The organism is Nonomuraea jabiensis (genome assembly GCF_014204795.1).
Taxonomy (GTDB): domain Bacteria; phylum Actinomycetota; class Actinomycetes; order Streptosporangiales; family Streptosporangiaceae; genus Nonomuraea; species Nonomuraea jabiensis.
The window spans coordinates 1,528,051-1,547,061 of record NZ_JACHMB010000001.1 but is presented as its reverse complement, the minus strand read 5'-3'; the positions used below and the strand labels follow the sequence as shown (position 1 = coordinate 1,547,061).

The following is a 19,011-nucleotide window of genomic DNA, read 5'->3' as shown; positions in this document are numbered from 1 at the left end:
GGCCGCTCAGCCGATGCGGTCGGCGATCCAGGCCTGCACCTGCTCGGCCACCCCGGGCTCGCGGTAGAGCGGGTTGCTGTGGTTGATCCCCGGCTGGGTGATCACCGTCACGGGCACGCCGACCTGCCCCAGCATCGTCTTGAGCAGCTGGCTCTGCACCGGCGGCACGAACTCGTCCTTGGAGTGCACGGTCAGCATCGGCGCGTCCTTGCGGCTGGCGTGCCAGGCCACCTCCATGCTGGCCCAGATCCGCGAGCACTTGCCCTTGGGCGCGCAGCCCCCGGCCAGGCGGATGGCGGCCGTGCGGAGCTTGCGCTTGTTGGGGTCGTCGGACTTCTCGCCGTCGGTGTAGGCGCGCAGGGGCGAGATGATCGGCGACAGCCCCACGACGCCCTTGAGGCCGGAGATGCCGTCGCCGTACGTGCCCACGGCCGCCGCGATGTGGCCGCCGGCGGAGAAGCCCACCACCACGTAGTTGCTCGGGTCGAACGCCCACCGCTCGGCGTGCTTGCGGGCCAGCGCGATGGCGGCCAGCGCGTCCGAGCGCTGCGCGGGCCACGCCGCGTCGCCGGAGAGCCGGTAGTTGAGGTTGAAGACCGTGTAGCCCAGCTCGGCGTACTGGCGGACGATCTCCTTCATGTAACGCTTGTCGCCGCCCGACCACCAGCCGCCGTGGATCAGGAAGACGCCGGGGCGCTGCTGGCCGTCGGGCGTCCACCAGACGTCCATGGCTTGACGTGCCTGGGGGCCGTACGAGACGGTCTCGGAGGCGAAGTCGCCGAGCCCGTACTGGTCGATGATGTCCGTGGGGCCGGGCGTCGGCTCCTTGTTGGCGCTGGCGGCCACGGGTGTGAGCACGACGGCAGCGAGCGCGAGCACGCCCGCGAAAACCGCAGTTCGCACGGCCTTCCTTTCCCCCATGCAGATGGTCGGACCCATTGTGAGGGAAGAGACCAGTTCTTTGCATCTGGTGACTATGAACATACGTCGGCCCGCATGTTGCCAGAATAAAGAGGCTGTCCGCTACACCTGCGAGTATGTACGGGTGAACAACATGGATGACGTCCTTGCCGGTCTCGACCCCGAGCAGCGCGCGGTGGCCGAGGCGGTGCGTGGTCCGGTGTGCGTGCTGGCCGGCGCCGGCACCGGCAAGACCAGGGCGATCACCCATCGCATCGCGCACGCGGTCCGCAGCGGGGTGGTCGACGCGCAGAGCGTGCTCGCTGTGACATTCACCACTCGCGCGGCGGGGGAGCTGCGCCAGCGGCTGCGCGCGCTCGGGGCGCCCGGCGTGCAGGCGCGCACGTTCCACGCGGCGGCGCTGCGGCAGCTCACCTACTTCTGGCCGAGGGTCATCGGGGGCGAGGCGCCCTCGGTGATCGAGTCCAAGCTTCCGGTGCTGGTGGAAGCCTGCCGCCAGATCCGGAAAAATCCGGATCGGTCCGAGTTGCGGGACATCGCGGCCGAGGTCGAGTGGGCCAAGGTCACCCAGATCGGGCCGGAGGACTACGTGGCGGCCGCGGCGAAACACCACCGCACGCCCCCGGTCCCGCCGGAGGAGGTCGCTCGCCTTTATGAGGCGTACGAGCAGATCAGGCGCGAACGCCACCTGGTCGACTTCGAGACCATCCTCGAGCTGACCGCCGCCGTGATGACCGAGCACCAGGAGGTCGCGGGGCAGATCCGCCAGCAGTACCGCTATTTCGTGGTGGACGAGTACCAGGACGTCAACCCGCTGCAGAAGCTGCTGCTCGACACCTGGCTCGGGGGCCGCGACGACCTCTGCGTGGTCGGCGACCCCAACCAGACGATCTACTCCTTCACCGGCGCCACCCCGCGCTACCTGACGGGCTTCGCGGTCGAGCACCCCGACGCCACCGTCATCAAGCTGGTGCGCGACTACCGCTCGACCCCGCAGGTGGTCGATCTGGCCAACCGGCTGATCGTCAGATCGCCGCACCGGCTCGACCTGGTGGCCCAGCGCCCCGACGGCCCCAAGCCGTCGATCTCCGACTACGACGACGAGCCCGCCGAGGCCGCCGGGGTGGCCCGCGCCATCAGGAAACTGCTGGACAAGGGCGTGCCCTCGCGGGAGATCGCGATCCTGTTCCGCGTCAACTCGCAGTCGGAGGCGTACGAGGAGGCCCTGTCCAAGGCCGAGATCCCGTACGTGCTGCGCGGCGCCGAGCGCTTCTTCGACCGTCCGGAGGTCCGCCAGGCGGTCGTCCTCCTGCGCGGCGCCGCCCGTTCCTATGCCGGGGAGCCCCTGGCCGCCGAGGTCCACCACATCCTCACCGGCATCGGCCTGACCCCGTCCCCGCCGGGCGGCGGCAAGGCCAGGGAGAAATGGGAGTCCTTGAAGGCGCTGGCGGACCTGGCGGAGGACCTGGCGGCCGAGGGCGCCGACCTGCCCGCGTACGTGGCCGAGCTGGAGCGCCGGGCCTCCGAGCAGCACGCCCCGCCCGTGGAGGGCGTCACCCTGGCCTCCCTCCACTCCGCCAAGGGCCTGGAGTGGGACGCCGTCTTCCTGGTCGGCCTGACCGACGGCATGCTCCCCATCATCTACGCCGAGACCCCGGAGCAGATCGAGGAGGAGCGCCGCCTCCTCTACGTCGGCGTCACCCGCGCCCGGGAGCACCTCTCCCTGTCCTGGGCCGGCGCCCGCGCCCCCGGCGCCCGCAGGACCCGCCGTCCCTCCCGCTTCCTCGACGGCCTCGGGCCCCGCACCTCCTCGTCCCCGCCCCGCGTCTCGACCGCACCCCGCGAACGGCGTGCGGTGGCGGCGCCGGTGAGCTGCCGGGTGTGCGCGAAGACGCTGGTGGCGGCCGCCGAGCAGAAGCTGGGGCGCTGCTCCACGTGCCCGGCGGACTACGACGAGGCCCTCCTCGAACGCCTGAAGGCCTGGCGCACCGCCACCGCCAAGGAGGCCAAGGTCCCGCCGTACGTCGTCTTCACGGACGTGACCCTCCAGGCGATCGCGGAGCGCGCGCCTGCCACGGAGCAGGAGCTGCTGTCGATAGCGGGCGTCGGCAAGATCAAGGTGGACCGCTACGGCGAGGCCGTGCTGTCTCTCTGCCGCGCCGACTGACAGCCCCCCTTTAGTCCCACATAAGGGGCACGTCAGACTTGTCCCCAACACCCGAGACCCCAAGGGGGACGAACACGTGAACGAGGCGCTGAAGGAGCTGCTGGATCTGCTCGACCTGGAGCAGATCGAGCTCGACATCTTCCGGGGACGGAGCCCGGAGGAGCGCATCCAGCGCGTCTTCGGTGGCCAGGTGGCGGCCCAGGCCCTCGTCGCGGCCGGCCGTACGGTGCCGAAGGACCGTAACGTCCACTCTCTCCACGCCTACTTCATCCGCCCGGGCGACCCCTCCATCCCGATCGTCTACAACGTCGAGCGCCTGCGCGACGGCCGTTCGTTCACCACCCGCAGGGTCGTCGCCGTCCAGCACGGCAAGGCGATCTTCACGATGTCGGCGTCGTTCCACATCGCCGAGGAGGGCGTGACGCATCAGGCGTCCGTCATGCCGCAGGTGCCCGACCCCGAGACGCTCCCCACGTTCCGGGACCGGATGCTCGACGCGGTCGGCGACCACCCCGACCTGCTCGAGTGGTTCTCGCGCCCCCGCCCGGTGGACGCCAGGTACGTCTCGCCGCTCACCTGGGAGGCGTTCAAGAACCCCGACCTGCGCAGCGCCCAGACCAACGTGTGGTTCCGCTACCACGCCGACCTGCCCGACGACCCGCTCCTGCACGTCGTGCTGGCCGCGTACGCGTCCGACTTCACGCTGGTCGACACGATCCTGCTGGCCCACGGCATGGCCTGGGGCGCCTCCAACGTGGCGGGCGCCTCGCTGGACCACGCCATGTGGTTCCACCGCCCTTTCAGGGCCGACGACTGGTTGCTCTATGCTCAGGAGTCCCCCTGGTCGGGGGGAGCCCGTGGGCTCGCTCGCGGCGAGATGTTCACCGCGTCGGGCGAGCTCGTGGTCTCGGTCGTCCAGGAGGCCATGATCCGCCTGACGAAATAGTGCCGACACGCCGCGTGCAATAGCCCGTCAGGCGCGGTCAATGTAACAAAATCGCAGGTAGAAAATATGTTGCCCCTTCCCGGGTTCCCGGTTTAGGGTCATGGTCAAGCGAGTCGGACACTACTGTTCCGACGATCTCGAGAGTGGAGGTGAGTCACCGGTGATCAGCATTCAGATGGCAGCTAAGCAGGGGCTCGCTTCCGCATGCCGTGTCTCGGTGAGACTCGTCGATGGTCCCGCCAAGCTGCGGCAGGAGAGGGCTGCCCGTAGCCAGGCCGCCGCCTACCGTGCGCGCGCCCACTTCGGCGCTGCCACGCCAGCTGCTCCTGCCTACAACGCACGTATCGAACTGCCGGCCTACCAGCTCACCAAGGGTGGACTGTGGGGTCCGCAACCCTGGAGGGATACACCGGTCATAACCTGACCGGCGTTACAGCCCCCCAGGCCGCGGATCCTGCAGACGGATCCGCGGCCTTACTTATTTGTCCGCGATTCCCGACCACCTACGAGGTGTCCGACCAAGATCAAAAAGATCTGACAAAAGGAGAAAGCAGATGGGGGCGAAGACGATCATGGACCTGATCGACGAAGCCAAGATCCCCTGCCGTACCGACCCCGACCTGTGGTTCGCCGAGTCGCCGGAGGACGTCGAGTTCGCCAAGGCTCTCTGCGGCGGCTGCCCGATCCAGAAGGCCTGCCTGGCCCGCGCGCTCGAGCGCGAGGAGCCGTGGGGCGTCTGGGGCGGCGAACTCATCCTCAGGGGGGCTGTCGTTCCCCGCAAGCGTCCGCGCGGGCGTCCCCGCAAGCACCCGGTCGCTGCCTGAACACCGCACCTTCAACCAGAAAGCGAACAAAACGATGAGCACTCACATCACAAGGAGCCGAGCAGTGCCGGATCTCATCCATGACCTGGTGAATGACCGAATACAAACCCTCCACCGAGAGGCGGAGGAGCAGCGCCTCATCGCGCGGGTCATGCGCGTACAGCGTGCGCGGCGCAGGGTCCAGCGGGCGAACGACCGCCTCCGCGAAGCCCTGAGCCGCCAGGTCTGACGGGGGAGATCCTGCCGCCGGCGCAGGATCTCCCCCCAGATCCCCCAGAGAGCCGGGCGCCCAAAGCGCCCGGCTCTCCGCACTTACACCCCGACCCGGGGGCATCCCGGCTCCCGCATGCCGCCCCCCGCATCCCGAACCTGGCATCCCGAACCTGGCATCCCGAACCTGGCATCCCGAACCTGGCATCCCGAACCTGGCATCCCGAACCTGGCATCCCGGCTCCCGCATCCCAGCTCTCGAACCCCGAACCCCGAATCCCGGAGCCCGGCCCCCGCATTCCGGACCCGGCATTTCGACTCCCGTATCCCGCGCCTCGGCCCCTGCAACCCGGAGCCCGAACCTCGCCCTCCAAACCCGGGACCCCGCAACCCACACCGCAGACCCACCCCGGATCTTGCATCGCAGGCCCCCGACCCGGCCCCCGAAGCCCGGCCCCCGCAGTCCGCACCGCAGGCCCCGACCCGCACCGGACCCCGGACCTTGCACCGCAGGCCCCCGAAGCCCGGCCCCCTGAAGCCCGGCCCCGAAACCCAGCCCCCCGAAGCCCGCATCGCAGGCCCGACCCGCCCCCGCACCGAACCCCGGTTCAAGGAGCCCGGTCACAGGAGCCGGAACCGCAGGCCCCGACTCCGGGTCCCGGACCCCGGAACCTCATGGCCATGATCGCTCAGGCCGCCGGCCGTACGCCCGTCGTCCGTGACCCACGCCCGACGAACTCCTCCTCCACGCGCCAGAGCCGAGCCGCCATCCAGGCGACCCCGATCGCCGCCACCACGAGCCCGGCCAAGTACACCGGCACCGGCACCACGCTCCGCAACGACCCCGGAACCATCCCCACCGCATAGAGCACCACGCCGACCACGGGCATGGCCCCGCTCCTGATCGCCGCCACGCTGAAGGTCAGCACCCCCGCCAACAGCACGGCCGACGTGACCAGGAACGCCCGCCCCGTGTCCCCGGCCAGCAGCCCGCTGACCGTGCCGCCGCCGAGGTAGGGGAAGACGAAGTGCAGGATGTACTCGACGGCGAACGCCCCGGCCAGCCCGGCCGAGTTGAGCACGTACCCGATGAGTCCGAGACTGCCTGCCGTACCCCGGATGACCAGGTAGATGCCAGTGATCGCGAGGAGACCCGCCAGCGCCCCGAACGGCGCGATGGCGTGCGTGAACGCCGTCTCCGGCAGCAACCCGGCGCGTCGGGCCGAGTTCACCACGAGCAGGACGGCGCACACGAACCCCGCCGCCGCCGTGACCCGATGGACACCCATCTTTGGAGCCCTTTCTCTCGGTGATATCAAGCGATAACGCTCGTTATGATGCGCGTTATCGCCAGATATGGTGAGAGTGTGCCGAGAGACGTAAGCACCCCGAAAGAACTCGGCGCGCTGCGCCAGGGCCTGCTCGACGCGGCCATGCGCGTCCTGCGCGAACAGGGCGCCCTCCACCTCACCCTCCGCCGCGTCGCGGACGTCGCGGGCACCTCCACCATGGGCATCTACACCTGCTTCGGCGGCCGCGCCGGCCTCTTGGAAGCGATCTACGAGTACGGCTTCAGCATCCTTCACGACGCCATGACCACGTCACTGAACGGCCACACCGACCCGCTCGCCCGGATCATGGCGGTGGCGCGCGGCTACCGGGAGTTCGCGCTGGCGGATCCCGCTCTCTATGCGCTGATGTTCGAGCGCCCGCTCCCCGACTTCGACCCGTCACCCCAGCGCCGGAACGACGCTCTCGGCCTCACCTTCGACCTCCTCACCCAGGCCACCTCGGCCGCAGCCCAGACCGGGCTCATCCAGTCGAACGACCCGGTACGCGCGGCGTACCTGGTGTGGACCACGATCCACGGCATCGTCAGCATCGAGCTGACCTGCTCACTCCGCAGCCCGCTACCGGGCTGGTTCCTGAACTCGCGCGAGGAAGGCGAACGCGTACTCACCGACGGCGTCCACGCCCTCCTCGCGGGCCTCACCTGAACAGCCTGCGCGATGTCGGCTCCGGGGGAGAAGGCCCCTCAAGACCGGCACCGACTCCTACCGGCCGGCCAACAGGCCCAACAGGCCGCCGCAGCCGAGAAATCCGCAGCAGCTCGGAACCGCTCGACGGGCCGCCGGTAGTCGCGGCTACTTCGTGGGCCGGCGTACCTGCCTCACTTCGCGGTCGATTGCCCAGGCGTCCGCCACTGAGCCCAAGTGCCCGAGCTTGTCGGGGTTGATCACCGCGCGGATCGTCTGGATCTGCCCGTCGAGCACATCGAGCGTCAGGGTGTGAAGCACCTTGCCGTCCCGGTCGCGGAAGATCGCGCCCGGCTGGCCGTTGACCTCGTGCGGTTCGCCCGTCACGCCGACCAGGGCCATCCGGGGGAAGGCGGAGGCGAGCAGCCGGGCCACGTTCTGGGCGCCGACGACGGCCCTGGCCAGCTGCGGGGCCTTCCCGCCGCCGTCGCCGACCATCGACACGTCGGCGGCCAGCAGGTTCTGCAGGCCGACGACGTCGCCTTCGCGGAGGGCGTCGAAGAACCGCGACGCCAGTTCTTCCCGCTCCTTGCGATCCGCCTCGAAGCGCGGCCGGCCTGCGGCCATATGGCGCCGCGCCCGTACCGCCAGCTGACGGCAGGCCGCCTCCGAGCGCCCCACGGCCGACGCGACCTCCGGAAAGCCGAAGTCGAACACCTCCCGCAGCACGAAGACCGCCCGCTCAAGCGGGGAGAGCCGCTCCAGCAGCAGCAGGGCCGCCATCGACAGCGAGTCGGCCAGCTCCGCCGACCGCTCCGGGTCCTGGTAAGGGTCGGCGAGCAGCGGCTCGGGAAGCCACGGCCCGACGTACTCCTCCCGCCGGACGCGAGCCGAGCGCAGCACGTCGATGGAGATCCGGGTCACCGTGGCCGACAGGAACGCCTTGATCGACCTGGGCTCGGTCTCGGCGGCCTCGAAACGCAGCCACGTCTCCTGGACCGCGTCCTCGGCCTCGCTCACGCTGCCCAGAATCCGGTACGCGAGCGAGAACAGCAGCGGCCGCAGCCCCTGAAACTCTTCGGCCCTGCTCATGCCAACTCCTCCTTGAAACCCAGCCACCACGAGGGACAGCGCAGCCGCCGGCCGAGCTCCCGCTTGGCCGTGACGTTGGACAACCCTCGCCTATCATCGCCACCGCCACCTGACCGCCCACCATCAGGGCCGTCCATATGGGCACTTCGCATGATCATCTCTCTCCGTGCCCCGCGGACCGGGGCCAGATGAGCGGTCATCCGGCGAAGGGCCAAGAACCGAAGCGCCCCCACGCGATGAACGCCGCAACCACGAGATAGAACAGGTTCAGCACCACGAACGCCGCCTCGCCGCGCCGGCCGTGAGTGACCATCGCACCGACCATCAGCAGGATCCAGCACACCGCGGTCACCGGCACCAGAACCGGCGCAATGTCGAGCACGGCGGGCACGATCAGGCCCACCGCAGCCAGGAGCTCAAGAATGCCCAAGGTCCTGACGAAGCCGGCACCGACGTCCGCGGTCCATCCCCCGCCACGGATCACAGCCAGCTTCTCCCTGGGCACGAACGTCTTGCTGATCCCGCCGCTCACCGCCACCGCGGCCAGCAGCCCGGCAGCGATCCACAACGCGAGGTTCATCGTCCACTCCTTGACAGAGGATTGCCTGCACCCCTCAAGACGAGACAGCACCCCCCGCCAGTGACATCTCCGACCACCCGCGTCTCGGGCACGCCCTCGCCGTCACCAGCTGCCGGCCCACAACGGGACTCCCGTTGTGAGGCCGCTCACACCGTGTCACAGCTCATCGGACTGTCTCGTCTCAGAGAGCATGACGAACTCGGAACAGACCACAGTGCTGATCACCGGCGGCAACAAGGGACTCGGTTTTGAGGCGGCCCGGCGGCTCGGAGAGCTGGGCTGGACGATCTTCCTCGGCTCGCGCGACGAAGAGCGAGGGCGGGCGGCCGCCGCCAAGCTGACCGACAACGGCGCGAACGCGGTCATGGTCCCGCTCGACGTGACCTCGGACGATTCGGTGAAGGACGCGGTACGGCTCGTTCGCGAGCACACCGACCGCCTGGATGTGTTGATCAACAACGCCGGCGCCCCGGGAAGGATCATCGCACCTGCGGACGCGACGGCTGACGAGATTCACTCCGTCTACGACACCAACGTGTACGGCCCGGTCAGAGTCACGCACGCGTTCCTTCCCCTCCTGCAGGCGGCGGACAACCCACGCGTGGTGATGGTGTCCAGCGCCGTCGGAGCCTTCTCGGTCGTGACCGATCCGGAGCAGCGCGCCTCGAAGATGCACGAGCTCGCCTACAGCTCGTCGAAGGCGGCGCTGAACATGATCACCGTCCGGTACGCCCAGGCGCTCCCGGAGATCAAATTCAACCTGGTCACCCCCGGAGAGGTCGCCAACCACAAGTTCGCCGCCACCGACATGAACAATCACACCGGCCAGCTGACGGTCACCGAGGGCACCGACCCGATCGTCAAGCTGGCGATGCTCGACGCCGACGGGCCGACCGGCATCTTCATCGATCGCCTTGGCCCCGTTGCCTGGTGACCGAACGTCTCCCCGGTCTGGCGGACACCTGATCTCCGGCACCCGCCCGATCGGGCCAGGCTCGCTGCAATCCGCACATCGAGCCAAGGAACACCATCCTGATCACTGGAGCCAACGGCGCTATGGGACATCAAGTAATGAACCTGCTGCCGCAGGACGGCGCGGCCGTCACCCCCGTCACCAGCACTCCCGGCAAGGCCGAGCCCCTGACGGCGCAGTGATCGTCTCGCCCTCACTGGATCGAGGCGCCGCTGATGGAAGGAGCGAAAGCAATGTAGAGCCGGCCCGCGCACGGGCCCCGGCCTTACGCGAACTACTGAAGCTCACCCTCAAGCAAGCAGTACGGCACGCGGCGCTGCGGTCGGCCACCACCGTGGAGTATCCAGATCCCAGCGCTCGGCTCCCGGCCACGGTTCGGCATTACCGATAGCTGCGCCCTGAACTCGGCCCCCGGCTACGGCTCGGCGCTGCCGGACGACGTGCCACGGTGCTCACCCACCGGCGCCGGCTCAGCACCCTGGAGGGGGTGTGCTGACCATCAGCGCCGGTGGGATCACCGAGCATGGCACGGGCACATGCACGGGCCTGGCGGACCGAACCGGCCGGAGGGTCACGAACCCGTAGGGGCCGTGTGGGAAGCCGGATCGGTCACGGACATCAGGGCTCCGCCGCACTCACCTCAGGCGCCATGACGCCGAACCGCGCGCGAGCTCATGCCGACCTGACCGCGTTCGTGCTACCCGCGCCATGGGGGGTGGGGGAGCGAGTGGGTCCGCGGAGACGGTGACCAGGCGCGCGGATCGGCGCATGTGGATCCTTTCGCGTGGGTAACGGCTTGCACTTGTATCATTACACAGCGAAGTCAGAAGTTAACCTGGCGTTCAGTAAAATCCCTGCGACCCACCAACAGACCGCCGGATCAGCTGGGGGCTGCCCCACCAACGGGCCGCCGGAGGAGCTGGAGCGGGCCCACCAACAGACCGCCGGATCGGCTGGGGGCTGCCCCGCCAACGGACCGTCGGATGAACTGGGGCTGCCCGCCAACGGGTCGTCGGATCGGCTGAGGGCTGGCGCACCAACAGTCCGCCGGATGAGCTGGAGGCTGCCCCGTCAACAGACCGTCGGATGAGCTGGAGTCGGCCCACCAACAGACCGCCCGATCAGTTGGGGGCTGGCCCGCCAACGGCCCGTCGGATGAGCTGGAGCTGGCCCGCCAACAGGTCGCCGGATCGGCTGGGGGCTGGCCCGCCAACGGCCCGTCGGATGAGCTGGAGCTGGCCCGCCAACAGGTCGCCGGATCGGCTGGGGGCTGGCCCGCCAACGGCCCGTCGGATGAGCTGGAGCTGGCCCGCCAACAGGTCGCCGGATCGGCTGGGGGCTGGCCCGCCAACGGCCCGTCGGATGAGCTGGGGGCTGCCCCACGAACAGGTCGCCGGATCGGCTGGGGGCTGCCCCACCAGCAGGCAGCCCGATCGGGCGGGGCTAACCCACCAACAGGCAGCCGGATCAGTCCCCAAGGCAAGGTTGGGCGATCAACCGAGGGCAAGGGCCTCGTCGTTGGAATCGTCGGCGAAGCCGGGGACCCAGCGGATCACCTCGTCGCGGAAGCGCGCCGTGGTGCCCAGCTGGCAGAGGACGCCGATGCCCGCCGCGTGGACCCGGTGGATGAGTACGTACGACGTGGGCAGATTGAGCTGGCGGACCACGTTGGTGGGCCGCAGATCCGTCACGCTCGCGGCCTGGGCCTGCAGCCACTCCCGGCTGAACGTAAACTCCTCCACCGCCGTCGGCTCAACATACGGCGCGAGAAAGGCCCGCAGCGCGTCCGGATCGATCTCGATGTCGCTGCGGATGAAGCCTTCCCGGCGCAGGCCCGCTATGACGGTCTCCATGTCGCCCTCGTTGAAGATCCGCGTCAGCTGCCCGAACGTCTTGGGATAGCCCCCGGGCAGGCGGTTGACCGCGCCGAAGTCGAGGACGCCGAGCTTGCCGTTGGCCAGCATGCGGAAGTTGCCCGGGTGTGGGTCGGCGTGGAGCATCCCGACCCGCGCGGGGGAGCAGAACAGGAACCGTACGAAGAGTAAGCCCGCCCGGTCGCGCTGCTCCTTGGTGCCCTCGGTGATGACGCGGGACAGCGGGGTGCCGTCCATCCACTCACTGACCAGCACCAGCTCGTTGGCCGCGACCACATCGGGGACGTGGAAGTCGGGATCATCGTTGAACTCCAGCGCGAAGGCGTGCTGGGCCTCGGCCTCCCGGAGGTAGTCGAGCTCCTCCGCGATCCGTTCGCGCAGCTCCGCCAGCACGGCCTTCACGTCGAGGCCGGGCAGCATCACGCCGAACAGCTTGCCCAGCCGCGCCAACTGCGCGAAGTCGCCGAGCAGAGCCTTGCCCGCCCCCGGGTACTGGATCTTGACGGCCACCTCCCTGCCGTCGTGCCACACGGCCCGGTGCACCTGGCCGATGGATGCCGCGGCCGTCGGCTGGTCGTCGAACGACAGGAAGTTTTCCCGCCAGTCGTCACCCAACTGCTCGGTGAGCACCTTGTGAACGGTGGACACGGGCAGCGGGGGAGCGGCGTCCTGAAGCTTGGTCAGCGTGGCTCGATAGGGACCGACGATCTCCTGCGGCAGTGCGGCCTCGAAGATGGACAGCGCCTGCCCGAGCTTCATCGCGCCGCCCTTGAGCTCGCCGAGCACCTTGAAGATCTGCTCGGCGGTACGCTGCTGAACCTCCTGAGCCACGACCTCGGCAGACTTGCCGCCGAGTCGCTTGCCCAGCCCCAGAGCGGCGCGGCCGGCGAAACCGAGCGGAAGGGTGGCCAGCTTGGCGGAACGCGTGACAGCACGGCGCGGAAGATCGCTCACCCTCATGCGCGGAACCTCGACGAGATGCCGCTTCCCCCCTTCATGGTCATCCTCTGAGCACGTCAGTCGCGGTTAGGAGACATGACCATTCTTAGCGAATATGGATTGTTTCGCATACAACGACATTGCGGATGCATGGTCCACGACCGTCTTTTCCAGCGCCAATCAGGGGTTACGTCTATTGTGCCGTTGGTCACAGCCGACTCTCCGCCATCAAGGTAAGCAAGCGCATGACCGGCCACCGCCGCCGCGACCAGCGCCGTCAGGGTGACGTCGCAGGCTGTCTCGCCCGGCGGATACCCGCCCAGCCGGGCGGTGACGATCGGCCACATGGGGTCGCGATCCCGCCGCGTCAGGTCCAGACAGTGCAGGCACGCCGTCTTCCCCGGGATGACCAGCGGGCCCACCGTCCCGTGCCCTTCGAAGGCCGAGCCCAGGAGGTGCGGGATGCCGAGCGAGGTCAACTCGTTGACCAGCACCCCGTCGAGGGGGGCGACGGGCGTGAGTATGACGAGGTCGGGGCGATCCGACTGATCCCCGAGGTACGAGCCTCCGGCCATCGCGTTGACGGACGGCCGCCGCCGCGCGCTCTCGTCGGCCTCGTCCTCCAGGCCACCCCAACGGCTCCCGTCCTGCGCGGGGACTGCTGCAGTCCGTGCCGAGCCGGCTGGCTTCGCGCCTTTCGTGGCCCGAGCGGAGGGTGCTGAGCTGGCGGGTCGCCCGCTTTGTGTGGTTCCGGTGGAAGGTGCCGAGCCGGTGGGCTGCTCGCCTTTCGTGGTCCGAGCGGAGGGTGCTGAGCTGGCGGGTCGCCCGCTTTGTGTGGTTCGGGTGGAAGGTGCTGAGCTGGCGGGTCGCCCGCTTTGTGTGGTTCGGGTGGAAGGTGCCGAGCTGGTGGGCTGCTCGCCTTTCGTGATCCGAGCGGAGGGCGCTGACCTGGTGGGCTGCCCGCTTTGTGTAGTTCGGGTGGAAGCTGCTGGGCCGGCGGGCTGCCCGCTTTCCATGGTTCCAATGGAGGGTGCTGAGCTGGTGGGCTGCGTCCCCTCCAGGGGTGGAGCGGCGCGGGCGCCCTCACGAGCGCGTGCGATGGGGTTGTCTTTCTCGGTTTGGGGGATGCGGTTGCCTGGCGTGGCTCGGGTGGTGTGCACGGGAACGGGAGGTGCGGTGGCGGCGGGGTTGCGTCCCGTCGTGGTGGTCGGGTTGCGTTGCGCTGTGGAGGTGTGGCCGCCTGAGGTGAGGCGGCTGGCGATCGTCGCGGCGCCGACCTCACGGGGGAGGCCCACCTCCGTCCAGGTCAGGCCGCCAGGAGTGATGTCGCACGGGCGTGCCGTGGCTGGGTCGAGGATGCGGATGTTGCCGACTCCGGAGGCGGCGAGCAGGGCGACCACCTGGGCGCCCACTCGGCCCGCCCCGTAGACGCGCACCCGGCGCTCCCGGCGGCGGGCGATGAGGCCGATCGCGCCGTCGGGGGCGGTCGAGGCGAGGTCGAGGGCGTCGAGGTCTGGTCGCAGGCGGTCCCGTTCGGCCAAGGAGAGGTCGGCGATCGGTGCGGGGCTGGTGGCGGCGTCGTGGAGAGCGCCTTGGGCGGCGAGCTCATCCAGCAGGGATCGGGCGTGGATCTCGTCCAGGCCGGCGGCGGCCGCTTCCTTCAGGACGCACTCCAGGTCACGGGTGCCGTCGAGGCCCTCTATCCACTGTCGGACGGCTTCGGTCAGGCCGCTCAACATGACGGCCCGGAGGGGGTGCGCGCCGTACTGGAGAGTGTGCTTGTCGCGGATGATGCGCCGGAGGGCGGGCTTCACACGTGGCCTCATGGCGGGAAGGGTTCCATGCCCGAGCAAGATCCCGAGTGGGTTCGGCGGTGGCTGTGGATAACTACGGGTCTCGAAGGGGGCCTGTGGAGGCAAGCAGGTCAGAGCACTGATGGGTACGCATATCCGGCTGATGAAGGGCAAGGCCATCCAAGGAAGCCCATCCAAGGAGGGCCGCCCCAGGAGGGCCGCCCAAGGATGGGCTGGGCGGTTGTGGGGGAGCCGTTTGGAGGGGGCGGGACGGTGGGCTCGGGCAGCGACCGCCGGATGGTGCCGCGCAGGTGGTTGGGGTGAGGGAGTGACCTTGGGGCACGAAAGAGTGGCCTCGGGGGTCCCATGGGTCCCACCGGAGCGTGGTCAAGGAGGGCCCAGCGGAAGATCCGTAGATAAAGGTCTGGTAAATCAAACTTTCCCGAAAAATGACCGAATGTCGGAAGCTTGGGAGACCGGAATGAAGATCATTTAGAACGCTCCCATCCCCCACAAGACCCCGCAAACTACCCCAGAACCAACGCCATCAAGGCTTGGAGGCCGTGCTGAGGTGGGAATCTTCCGTCCGCCCCCTGACCACGACCTCCACCCCCATGATCAGGCGCTCACCCTCCATCGGGAAACGCCGCGTGCCCAAATTCACCGGCTCTTAATCATCTGACCAGCAGAAACAACGTCCACCCTCTGTGGAATTTCGCCAGGGTCGGCTACCGTGCATATGTGCCCCCCGAGACAGTCGAGGTTCGTCGCAGTTCTCGTCGCCGGCGTACGGTCTCCGCCTACCGCGACGGCGACAAGACGATCGTGCTCCTGCCCGCCTGGCTGAGTGGCGAAGACGCAGATGAATGGGTGAGCCGGATGCTGGATCGGCTGGCTGCGAAGGAACGCCGACGAAGGCCCACCGACGAGGCGCTGCTCGAGCGAGCCAGAGAACTGTCGGCCAAGTTCCTCGACGGCAAGGCGGAGCCGGCGAGCGTGCGCTGGGTCGACAACCAGCAGCACCGCTGGGGCTCGTGCACTCCCGAGAACGGCACGATCAGGATCTCGACCAGGCTCAAGGGCCTGCCTGAATGGGTCATCAACTACGTGATCATCCACGAGCTGGTGCATCTGCTGGTGCCCAGTCACGGGACCAAGTTCTGGGCGCTGGTAGAACAGTATCCCAAGGCCGAACGCGCGCGCGGGTTTCTGGAGGGATTCTCGGCCGCGGCCCAGACGGCACCGGAGGAGTGTTGACGCGCATCGCCGCGGTCCTGATACGACAGCGCATGGCACAGGCGGCGCCCCCGGGCGTGGATCCCGCACAGTTTCTCGAAGCAGTGGCGGAGGACACCTACGAGATGGTCGCGGGGCTGGAGCTCGTCACCCCGGTCCTGATCACCAGCGTTCCCGAGCTGGAGGAGATCGTCTGGCCGGGCACCGAAGTAATCACGATAAAAGACGATGAACCGCTAAAAATCATCCTGAAGCGCCTCAAGGCCGACCAGGTCGCTGTGATCAGCGCGGACGCGCCCGACCTGCCGCCCCTCCTCGTCGGCAAGCTGTTCAGGGAGCTCGGCAGGGCCGAGATCACCGTCTGCCCGGCGGAGAACGGCGGCGCCGTGGCCATGGCCTGCGCGCTCCCCCCACCCACCTGGGCGGACCCCGACCTCGACGACGAGCGGATCGTGACCACCCTGCGCGCCCAGGCCCCGGGCCCCCGCAGGGTCGCCACCACCCCGGGCTGGCACCGCCTGCGCACCCCCGAAGACGTCGAACGCCTCGACCCCGGACTGGAAGGCTGGGAGAGCACCAGAGCGCTGATCAGGGCACGGTGAGCTCGGCCAGCACCGCCCGGTGGTCGGTCTTCGGCACGTCGCGCACGCTGACCTCCTTCACGCCCACCCGCTCGTCCACCAGCACGTGGTCGATCGTGATGATCGGCGGCACCCGCTTGTTCGCCGGCCACGTGGGTATCAGCCCGGCCCCCACGGTGTCGGCCGCGTCCTTGTAGCCGCGGGCCAGCAGCCCGCGCAGGGCGGCGTGGTCGAGCGAGGCGTTGAAGTCACCCGCGATGATCCGGATCCGGTCGGGGGAGGCGGAGGGAAAGGCCGCCATGGCCTCGTTCCACTCGACGACCTGGGGTCCGAGCGGCGGGAACGGATGCGCGTCGATGAACTCGACCGGCTTCCCACCGGGCAGCGAGATCAGCGCGGCGGGCATCTGGTGCCCGACCGGGGGCATCAGGTCCCACAGCGGCTCCACCGGATGCCTGGAGTAGAGCCCGCTCCCGCCGGCGCTCCACTCGTCCTGCAGCACGCGGTACGGCATCAGCTCCTTGAGCCCGGCCTCGTCGAGGTCGGCGACCGCCCCGGGGGTCAGCTCCTGCGTGCTCAGCACGTCGGGCTGGAACTCGTGCACCAGCTTCATGATCGTCGCCGTGTCGGCCCGGCCGAACAGCATGTTGATCGTCATGACCTTCAGCGGCCTGCCCGCGGCGGCCTCCGACCTGCCGAGCGCCCGGGGCAGCACGCTGAAGCCCAGTGCGGTCGTGGCCAGCAGCGCGACGGCGGTCGCCGCCCGCTTACGCCCGACCGCGGCGATCAGGAGCGGGACCAGCGAGCCGGCCGCCGCGTACGGGGTGGCGGTCATGATCTGCGTGGGCAGCGACCCCCGCTCCAGACCGGCCACCCGCACCACGGCCCACGCCGCGAACGGGGTCACGGCCAGCCAGGTCAGGGCCGTTGCGGGAAACTTCCGGCGCTTGCGCCCGGGTGTCACGATCGTGCCGCCGACGGCAGAAGTCTCCACGCAGCCCCCTATTTGGAACGACGCAAAAGACTCTAGCCAAACGCGCGTGAGCCCGAGCTAAGCGCCGCCTGTCCGCGTGCGGCCAACCGCCGCGTCGCCTCGTCGGACAGCTCGGGGATCGCGTCCACGGGGAACCAGCGCAGGTCGAGCGACTCCTCGCTGATCACGGCCTCGGCGCCGGGCGGGGCGACGGCCGCGTACTCGACGTCGAGATGCCAGCTGCGCGGGGGATGGCACCACACCTCGTGCCTGTCGACCGCGAGCGGCCCAGGCAGCAGCTCAAGCCCGGAAATTCCCGACTCCTCCCATGCTTCCCGCAGAGCAACCTCCGCGAGCGACATGTCGGAAATCTCGCAGTGGCCACCCATGGGCAGCCACTTCTTGGCCTTCGGATGCAGCGTGAGCAGCACCTGCGTGCCGTCGTGCGACAGCACTGCCGTCGTGGCCGTCAGATGCCCCGGTACGCATCCCCGCAGCATCGCATCGTCATGCGCACGCAAATGCTCCAGGAACTCCAGGCGCAACGACTCTTCCTCGGGCGTGGGCGCGCTCCACGCGGACAGCACCGCCACCGCGTCGCCGTGCAGGCTCAACTCTCGTCGCCCTTGTCGCCCTCGTCGTCCGGCTTGGCCTCCAGCTGGGAGATGTCCCAGGCCGTCTCGCCGCGTACGAACGCGTCGGGATCGTCGAGGTCGTCGGCCGTCGGCATGAGATCGGGGTGGCCCCACAGCGCGTCGCGCCCCTCGAGCCCGCGCTCGCTCTCCAGCGCGCGCCACAGCGTCGCCGCCTCACGCAGCCGCCGGGGCCGCAGCTCCAGCCCCACCAGCGTGCCGAACGTCAGCTCCGCGGGCCCACCGGTCGCGCGCCGCCGGCGTACGGTCTCCGCCAGCGCCACGGCGGAGGGCAGCTTGCCCTCGGCAGCCTGGTCGACCACGGTCGCCACCCACCCCTCGACCAGGGCGAGCATCGTCTCCAGCCGTGCCAGGGCGGCCTTCTGCCGCTCGGTCTCCTCGGGCTTGAGCAGGTTGCCCCCGCTCAGCGCCTCCTGGATCGCCTGGGGATTGTTGATGTCGAGGCCGCGGATCTGCTCCTCGAGCGCCGAGGTGTCGACCGTGATGCCCTTGGCGTACTCCTCGACCGCGCCCAGCAGGTGGGAGCGCAGCCACGGGACGTGCTGGAACAGCCGGTGGTGCGCGGCCTCGCGCAGCGCCAGATAGAGCCGGATCTCGTCGGCCGGGATCTCCAGGCCCTCGCTGAACGAGGCGATGCCCCCGGGCAGCAACGCGGCCGTGTCGGACAGCGGCAGGCCGATGTCGGTGGTGCCGACCACCTCGCCGGCCAGCGAGCTGAGCGCCTGCCCGATCTGCTGGCCGACCATCATGCCGCCCATCTGCTTGAGCATGCCGAGCAGCGGGCCGGCCATCTGCTGGGCCTCGGGAGGCAGCCCGGATCCGCCGAGCGCGCCGCCCATGGTCTCGACCATCCGCTCCGCGATCGGCTCGCAGAGCTTGCGCCAGACCGGGACGGTGTTCTCGATCCACTCGGACCGGCTCCAGGCCTGCGGGTTGGACACGCCGCTCGGCAGTGTCGTCGCCTCGTTCAGCCACAGGTCGGCCAGGCTCAGCGCGTCGACGATCTGACGGCGCTCGCCTTCCATGACGCTCGGATCGCCCTGGGCGACCACGGCGTGCCGGGCGATGTTCTTCGCCATGTCCCAGTTGACAGGGCCTGAGCCCTGAGGCGCCGACAGCATGTCGGCGAACTGGCGCATCGCCTGAGCCATCTGCTCAGGGTTGCCGAACATGGCGAACGGGTTCTCGTTAGGGTCGTTTTCGCGACCTGGCAGGTCAGTCACCGCTCTACCTCGTGCAGGATGGAGGAGTCCACATCCGCCACGTTAGTCGT

The 19,011-nt window shown here is 69.2% G+C and carries 17 protein-coding genes; 8 read left to right on the top strand and 9 right to left on the bottom strand.

Going from position 1 to position 19,011, the window contains the following annotated elements:
• Positions 1-6 precede the first annotated feature (6 nt).
• On the bottom strand, positions 7-903 hold the full coding sequence (locus tag HD596_RS06580; RefSeq protein ID WP_313042996.1) for an alpha/beta hydrolase: 897 nt from the start codon (positions 901-903) through the stop codon (positions 7-9).
• Positions 904-1,054: 151 nt separating this feature from the next.
• Between HD596_RS06580 and HD596_RS06575 the strand changes: the two genes are divergently transcribed.
• The 4 genes from HD596_RS06575 (at position 1,055) to HD596_RS06560 (ending at position 5,087) form a co-directional block, all read left to right on the top strand.
• Complete coding sequence (locus HD596_RS06575) at positions 1,055-3,088, top strand: ATP-dependent DNA helicase UvrD2 (protein WP_185068411.1); 2,034 nt, start codon at positions 1,055-1,057, stop codon at positions 3,086-3,088.
• Positions 3,089-3,164: 76 nt separating this feature from the next.
• The gene (gene tesB / locus HD596_RS06570) at positions 3,165-4,034 is read left to right on the top strand and encodes an acyl-CoA thioesterase II (protein ID WP_185068410.1); all 870 of its coding nucleotides are present in this window, start codon (positions 3,165-3,167) and stop codon (positions 4,032-4,034) included.
• A 554-nt stretch (positions 4,035-4,588) separates the two neighbouring features.
• Complete coding sequence (locus HD596_RS06565) at positions 4,589-4,858, top strand: WhiB family transcriptional regulator (protein WP_185068409.1); 270 nt, start codon at positions 4,589-4,591, stop codon at positions 4,856-4,858.
• Positions 4,859-4,922: 64 nt separating this feature from the next.
• Positions 4,923-5,087, top strand: coding sequence for a hypothetical protein (locus tag HD596_RS06560; RefSeq protein ID WP_185068408.1), 165 nt, complete (start codon positions 4,923-4,925; stop codon positions 5,085-5,087).
• A gap of 670 nt (positions 5,088-5,757) precedes the next feature.
• On the opposite strand, the gene HD596_RS06555 is transcribed toward HD596_RS06560, so the two are convergent.
• Positions 5,758-6,357: a hypothetical protein gene (locus tag HD596_RS06555; protein ID WP_185068407.1), complete on the bottom strand. Its 600-nt coding sequence runs from the start codon at positions 6,355-6,357 to the stop codon at positions 5,758-5,760.
• Positions 6,358-6,435: 78 nt separating this feature from the next.
• Here HD596_RS06555 and HD596_RS06550 point away from each other — a divergent pair, with 78 nt between their 5' ends.
• Positions 6,436-7,065, top strand: a complete 630-nt coding sequence (locus HD596_RS06550; protein ID WP_185068406.1) for a TetR/AcrR family transcriptional regulator — start codon at positions 6,436-6,438, stop codon at positions 7,063-7,065.
• Positions 7,066-7,212: 147 nt separating this feature from the next.
• Here the strand turns inward: HD596_RS06550 and HD596_RS06545 are convergent, their stop codons facing one another.
• Together HD596_RS06545 and HD596_RS06540 are read right to left on the bottom strand one after the other, a co-directional pair.
• Complete coding sequence (locus tag HD596_RS06545) at positions 7,213-8,136, bottom strand: RNA polymerase sigma-70 factor (protein ID WP_185068405.1); 924 nt, start codon at positions 8,134-8,136, stop codon at positions 7,213-7,215.
• A 196-nt stretch (positions 8,137-8,332) separates the two neighbouring features.
• On the bottom strand, positions 8,333-8,716 hold the full coding sequence (locus HD596_RS06540; RefSeq protein WP_185068404.1) for a DoxX family protein: 384 nt from the start codon (positions 8,714-8,716) through the stop codon (positions 8,333-8,335).
• 214 nt (positions 8,717-8,930) lie between these two features.
• On the opposite strand from HD596_RS06540, the gene HD596_RS06535 reads away from it, so the two are divergent.
• Positions 8,931-9,650 (top strand): SDR family NAD(P)-dependent oxidoreductase, encoded by a 720-nt coding sequence (locus tag HD596_RS06535; protein WP_313042995.1) that lies wholly within the window; start codon positions 8,931-8,933, stop codon positions 9,648-9,650.
• A 1,532-nt stretch (positions 9,651-11,182) separates the two neighbouring features.
• Here HD596_RS06535 and HD596_RS06530 read toward each other — a convergent pair.
• Both HD596_RS06530 and HD596_RS06525 read right to left on the bottom strand, forming a co-directional pair.
• Positions 11,183-12,523, bottom strand: coding sequence for an ABC1 kinase family protein (locus HD596_RS06530; protein WP_221519210.1), 1,341 nt, complete (start codon positions 12,521-12,523; stop codon positions 11,183-11,185).
• A gap of 56 nt (positions 12,524-12,579) precedes the next feature.
• A complete protein-coding gene (locus HD596_RS06525) occupies positions 12,580-14,316 on the bottom strand; it encodes a hypothetical protein (RefSeq protein WP_185068402.1) in 1,737 nt (578 codons plus the stop codon).
• 720 nt (positions 14,317-15,036) lie between these two features.
• Here HD596_RS06525 and HD596_RS06520 point away from each other — a divergent pair.
• Both HD596_RS06520 and HD596_RS06515 read left to right on the top strand, forming a co-directional pair.
• Positions 15,037-15,552 (top strand): M48 metallopeptidase family protein, encoded by a 516-nt coding sequence (locus tag HD596_RS06520; RefSeq protein WP_313042994.1) that lies wholly within the window; start codon positions 15,037-15,039, stop codon positions 15,550-15,552.
• Positions 15,549-16,133, top strand: a complete 585-nt coding sequence (locus tag HD596_RS06515) for a glycosyltransferase family protein (RefSeq protein ID WP_185068401.1) — start codon at positions 15,549-15,551, stop codon at positions 16,131-16,133. The genes HD596_RS06520 and HD596_RS06515 overlap by 4 nt, the downstream gene beginning before the upstream one ends.
• Here the strand turns inward: HD596_RS06515 and HD596_RS06510 are convergent.
• From HD596_RS06510 to HD596_RS06500, 3 genes are read right to left on the bottom strand one after another with little or no spacing between them, the layout of a single operon-like run.
• Positions 16,120-17,106 (bottom strand): endonuclease/exonuclease/phosphatase family protein, encoded by a 987-nt coding sequence (locus HD596_RS06510; protein ID WP_185068400.1) that lies wholly within the window; start codon positions 17,104-17,106, stop codon positions 16,120-16,122. The genes HD596_RS06515 and HD596_RS06510 overlap by 14 nt on opposite strands.
• Before the next feature lie 32 nt (positions 17,107-17,138).
• Positions 17,139-17,699: an NUDIX hydrolase gene (locus tag HD596_RS06505; RefSeq protein ID WP_185068399.1), complete on the bottom strand. Its 561-nt coding sequence runs from the start codon at positions 17,697-17,699 to the stop codon at positions 17,139-17,141.
• Positions 17,696-18,961 carry a zinc-dependent metalloprotease gene (locus HD596_RS06500; protein ID WP_376775824.1) on the bottom strand — a complete coding sequence of 422 codons (1,266 nt, stop codon included), beginning with the start codon at positions 18,959-18,961 and terminating at the stop codon, positions 17,696-17,698. Before HD596_RS06500 ends, HD596_RS06505 begins: the two co-directional genes overlap by 4 nt.
• Positions 18,962-19,011: the final 50 nt, after the last annotated feature.

Excerpts from the sequence above, each read along its gene's own strand:
- HD596_RS06565 (WP_185068409.1), top strand. The coding sequence starts at position 4,589 with ATGGGGGCGAAGACGATCATGGACCTGATCGACGAAGCCAAGATCCCC.
- HD596_RS06530 (WP_221519210.1), bottom strand. The coding sequence starts at position 12,523 with ATGAGGGTGAGCGATCTTCCGCGCCGTGCTGTCACGCGTTCCGCCAAG.
- HD596_RS06575 (WP_185068411.1), top strand. The coding sequence starts at position 1,055 with ATGGATGACGTCCTTGCCGGTCTCGACCCCGAGCAGCGCGCGGTGGCC.
- HD596_RS06545 (WP_185068405.1), bottom strand. The coding sequence starts at position 8,136 with ATGAGCAGGGCCGAAGAGTTTCAGGGGCTGCGGCCGCTGCTGTTCTCG.
- HD596_RS06555 (WP_185068407.1), bottom strand. The coding sequence starts at position 6,357 with ATGGGTGTCCATCGGGTCACGGCGGCGGCGGGGTTCGTGTGCGCCGTC.
- HD596_RS06540 (WP_185068404.1), bottom strand. The coding sequence starts at position 8,716 with ATGAACCTCGCGTTGTGGATCGCTGCCGGGCTGCTGGCCGCGGTGGCG.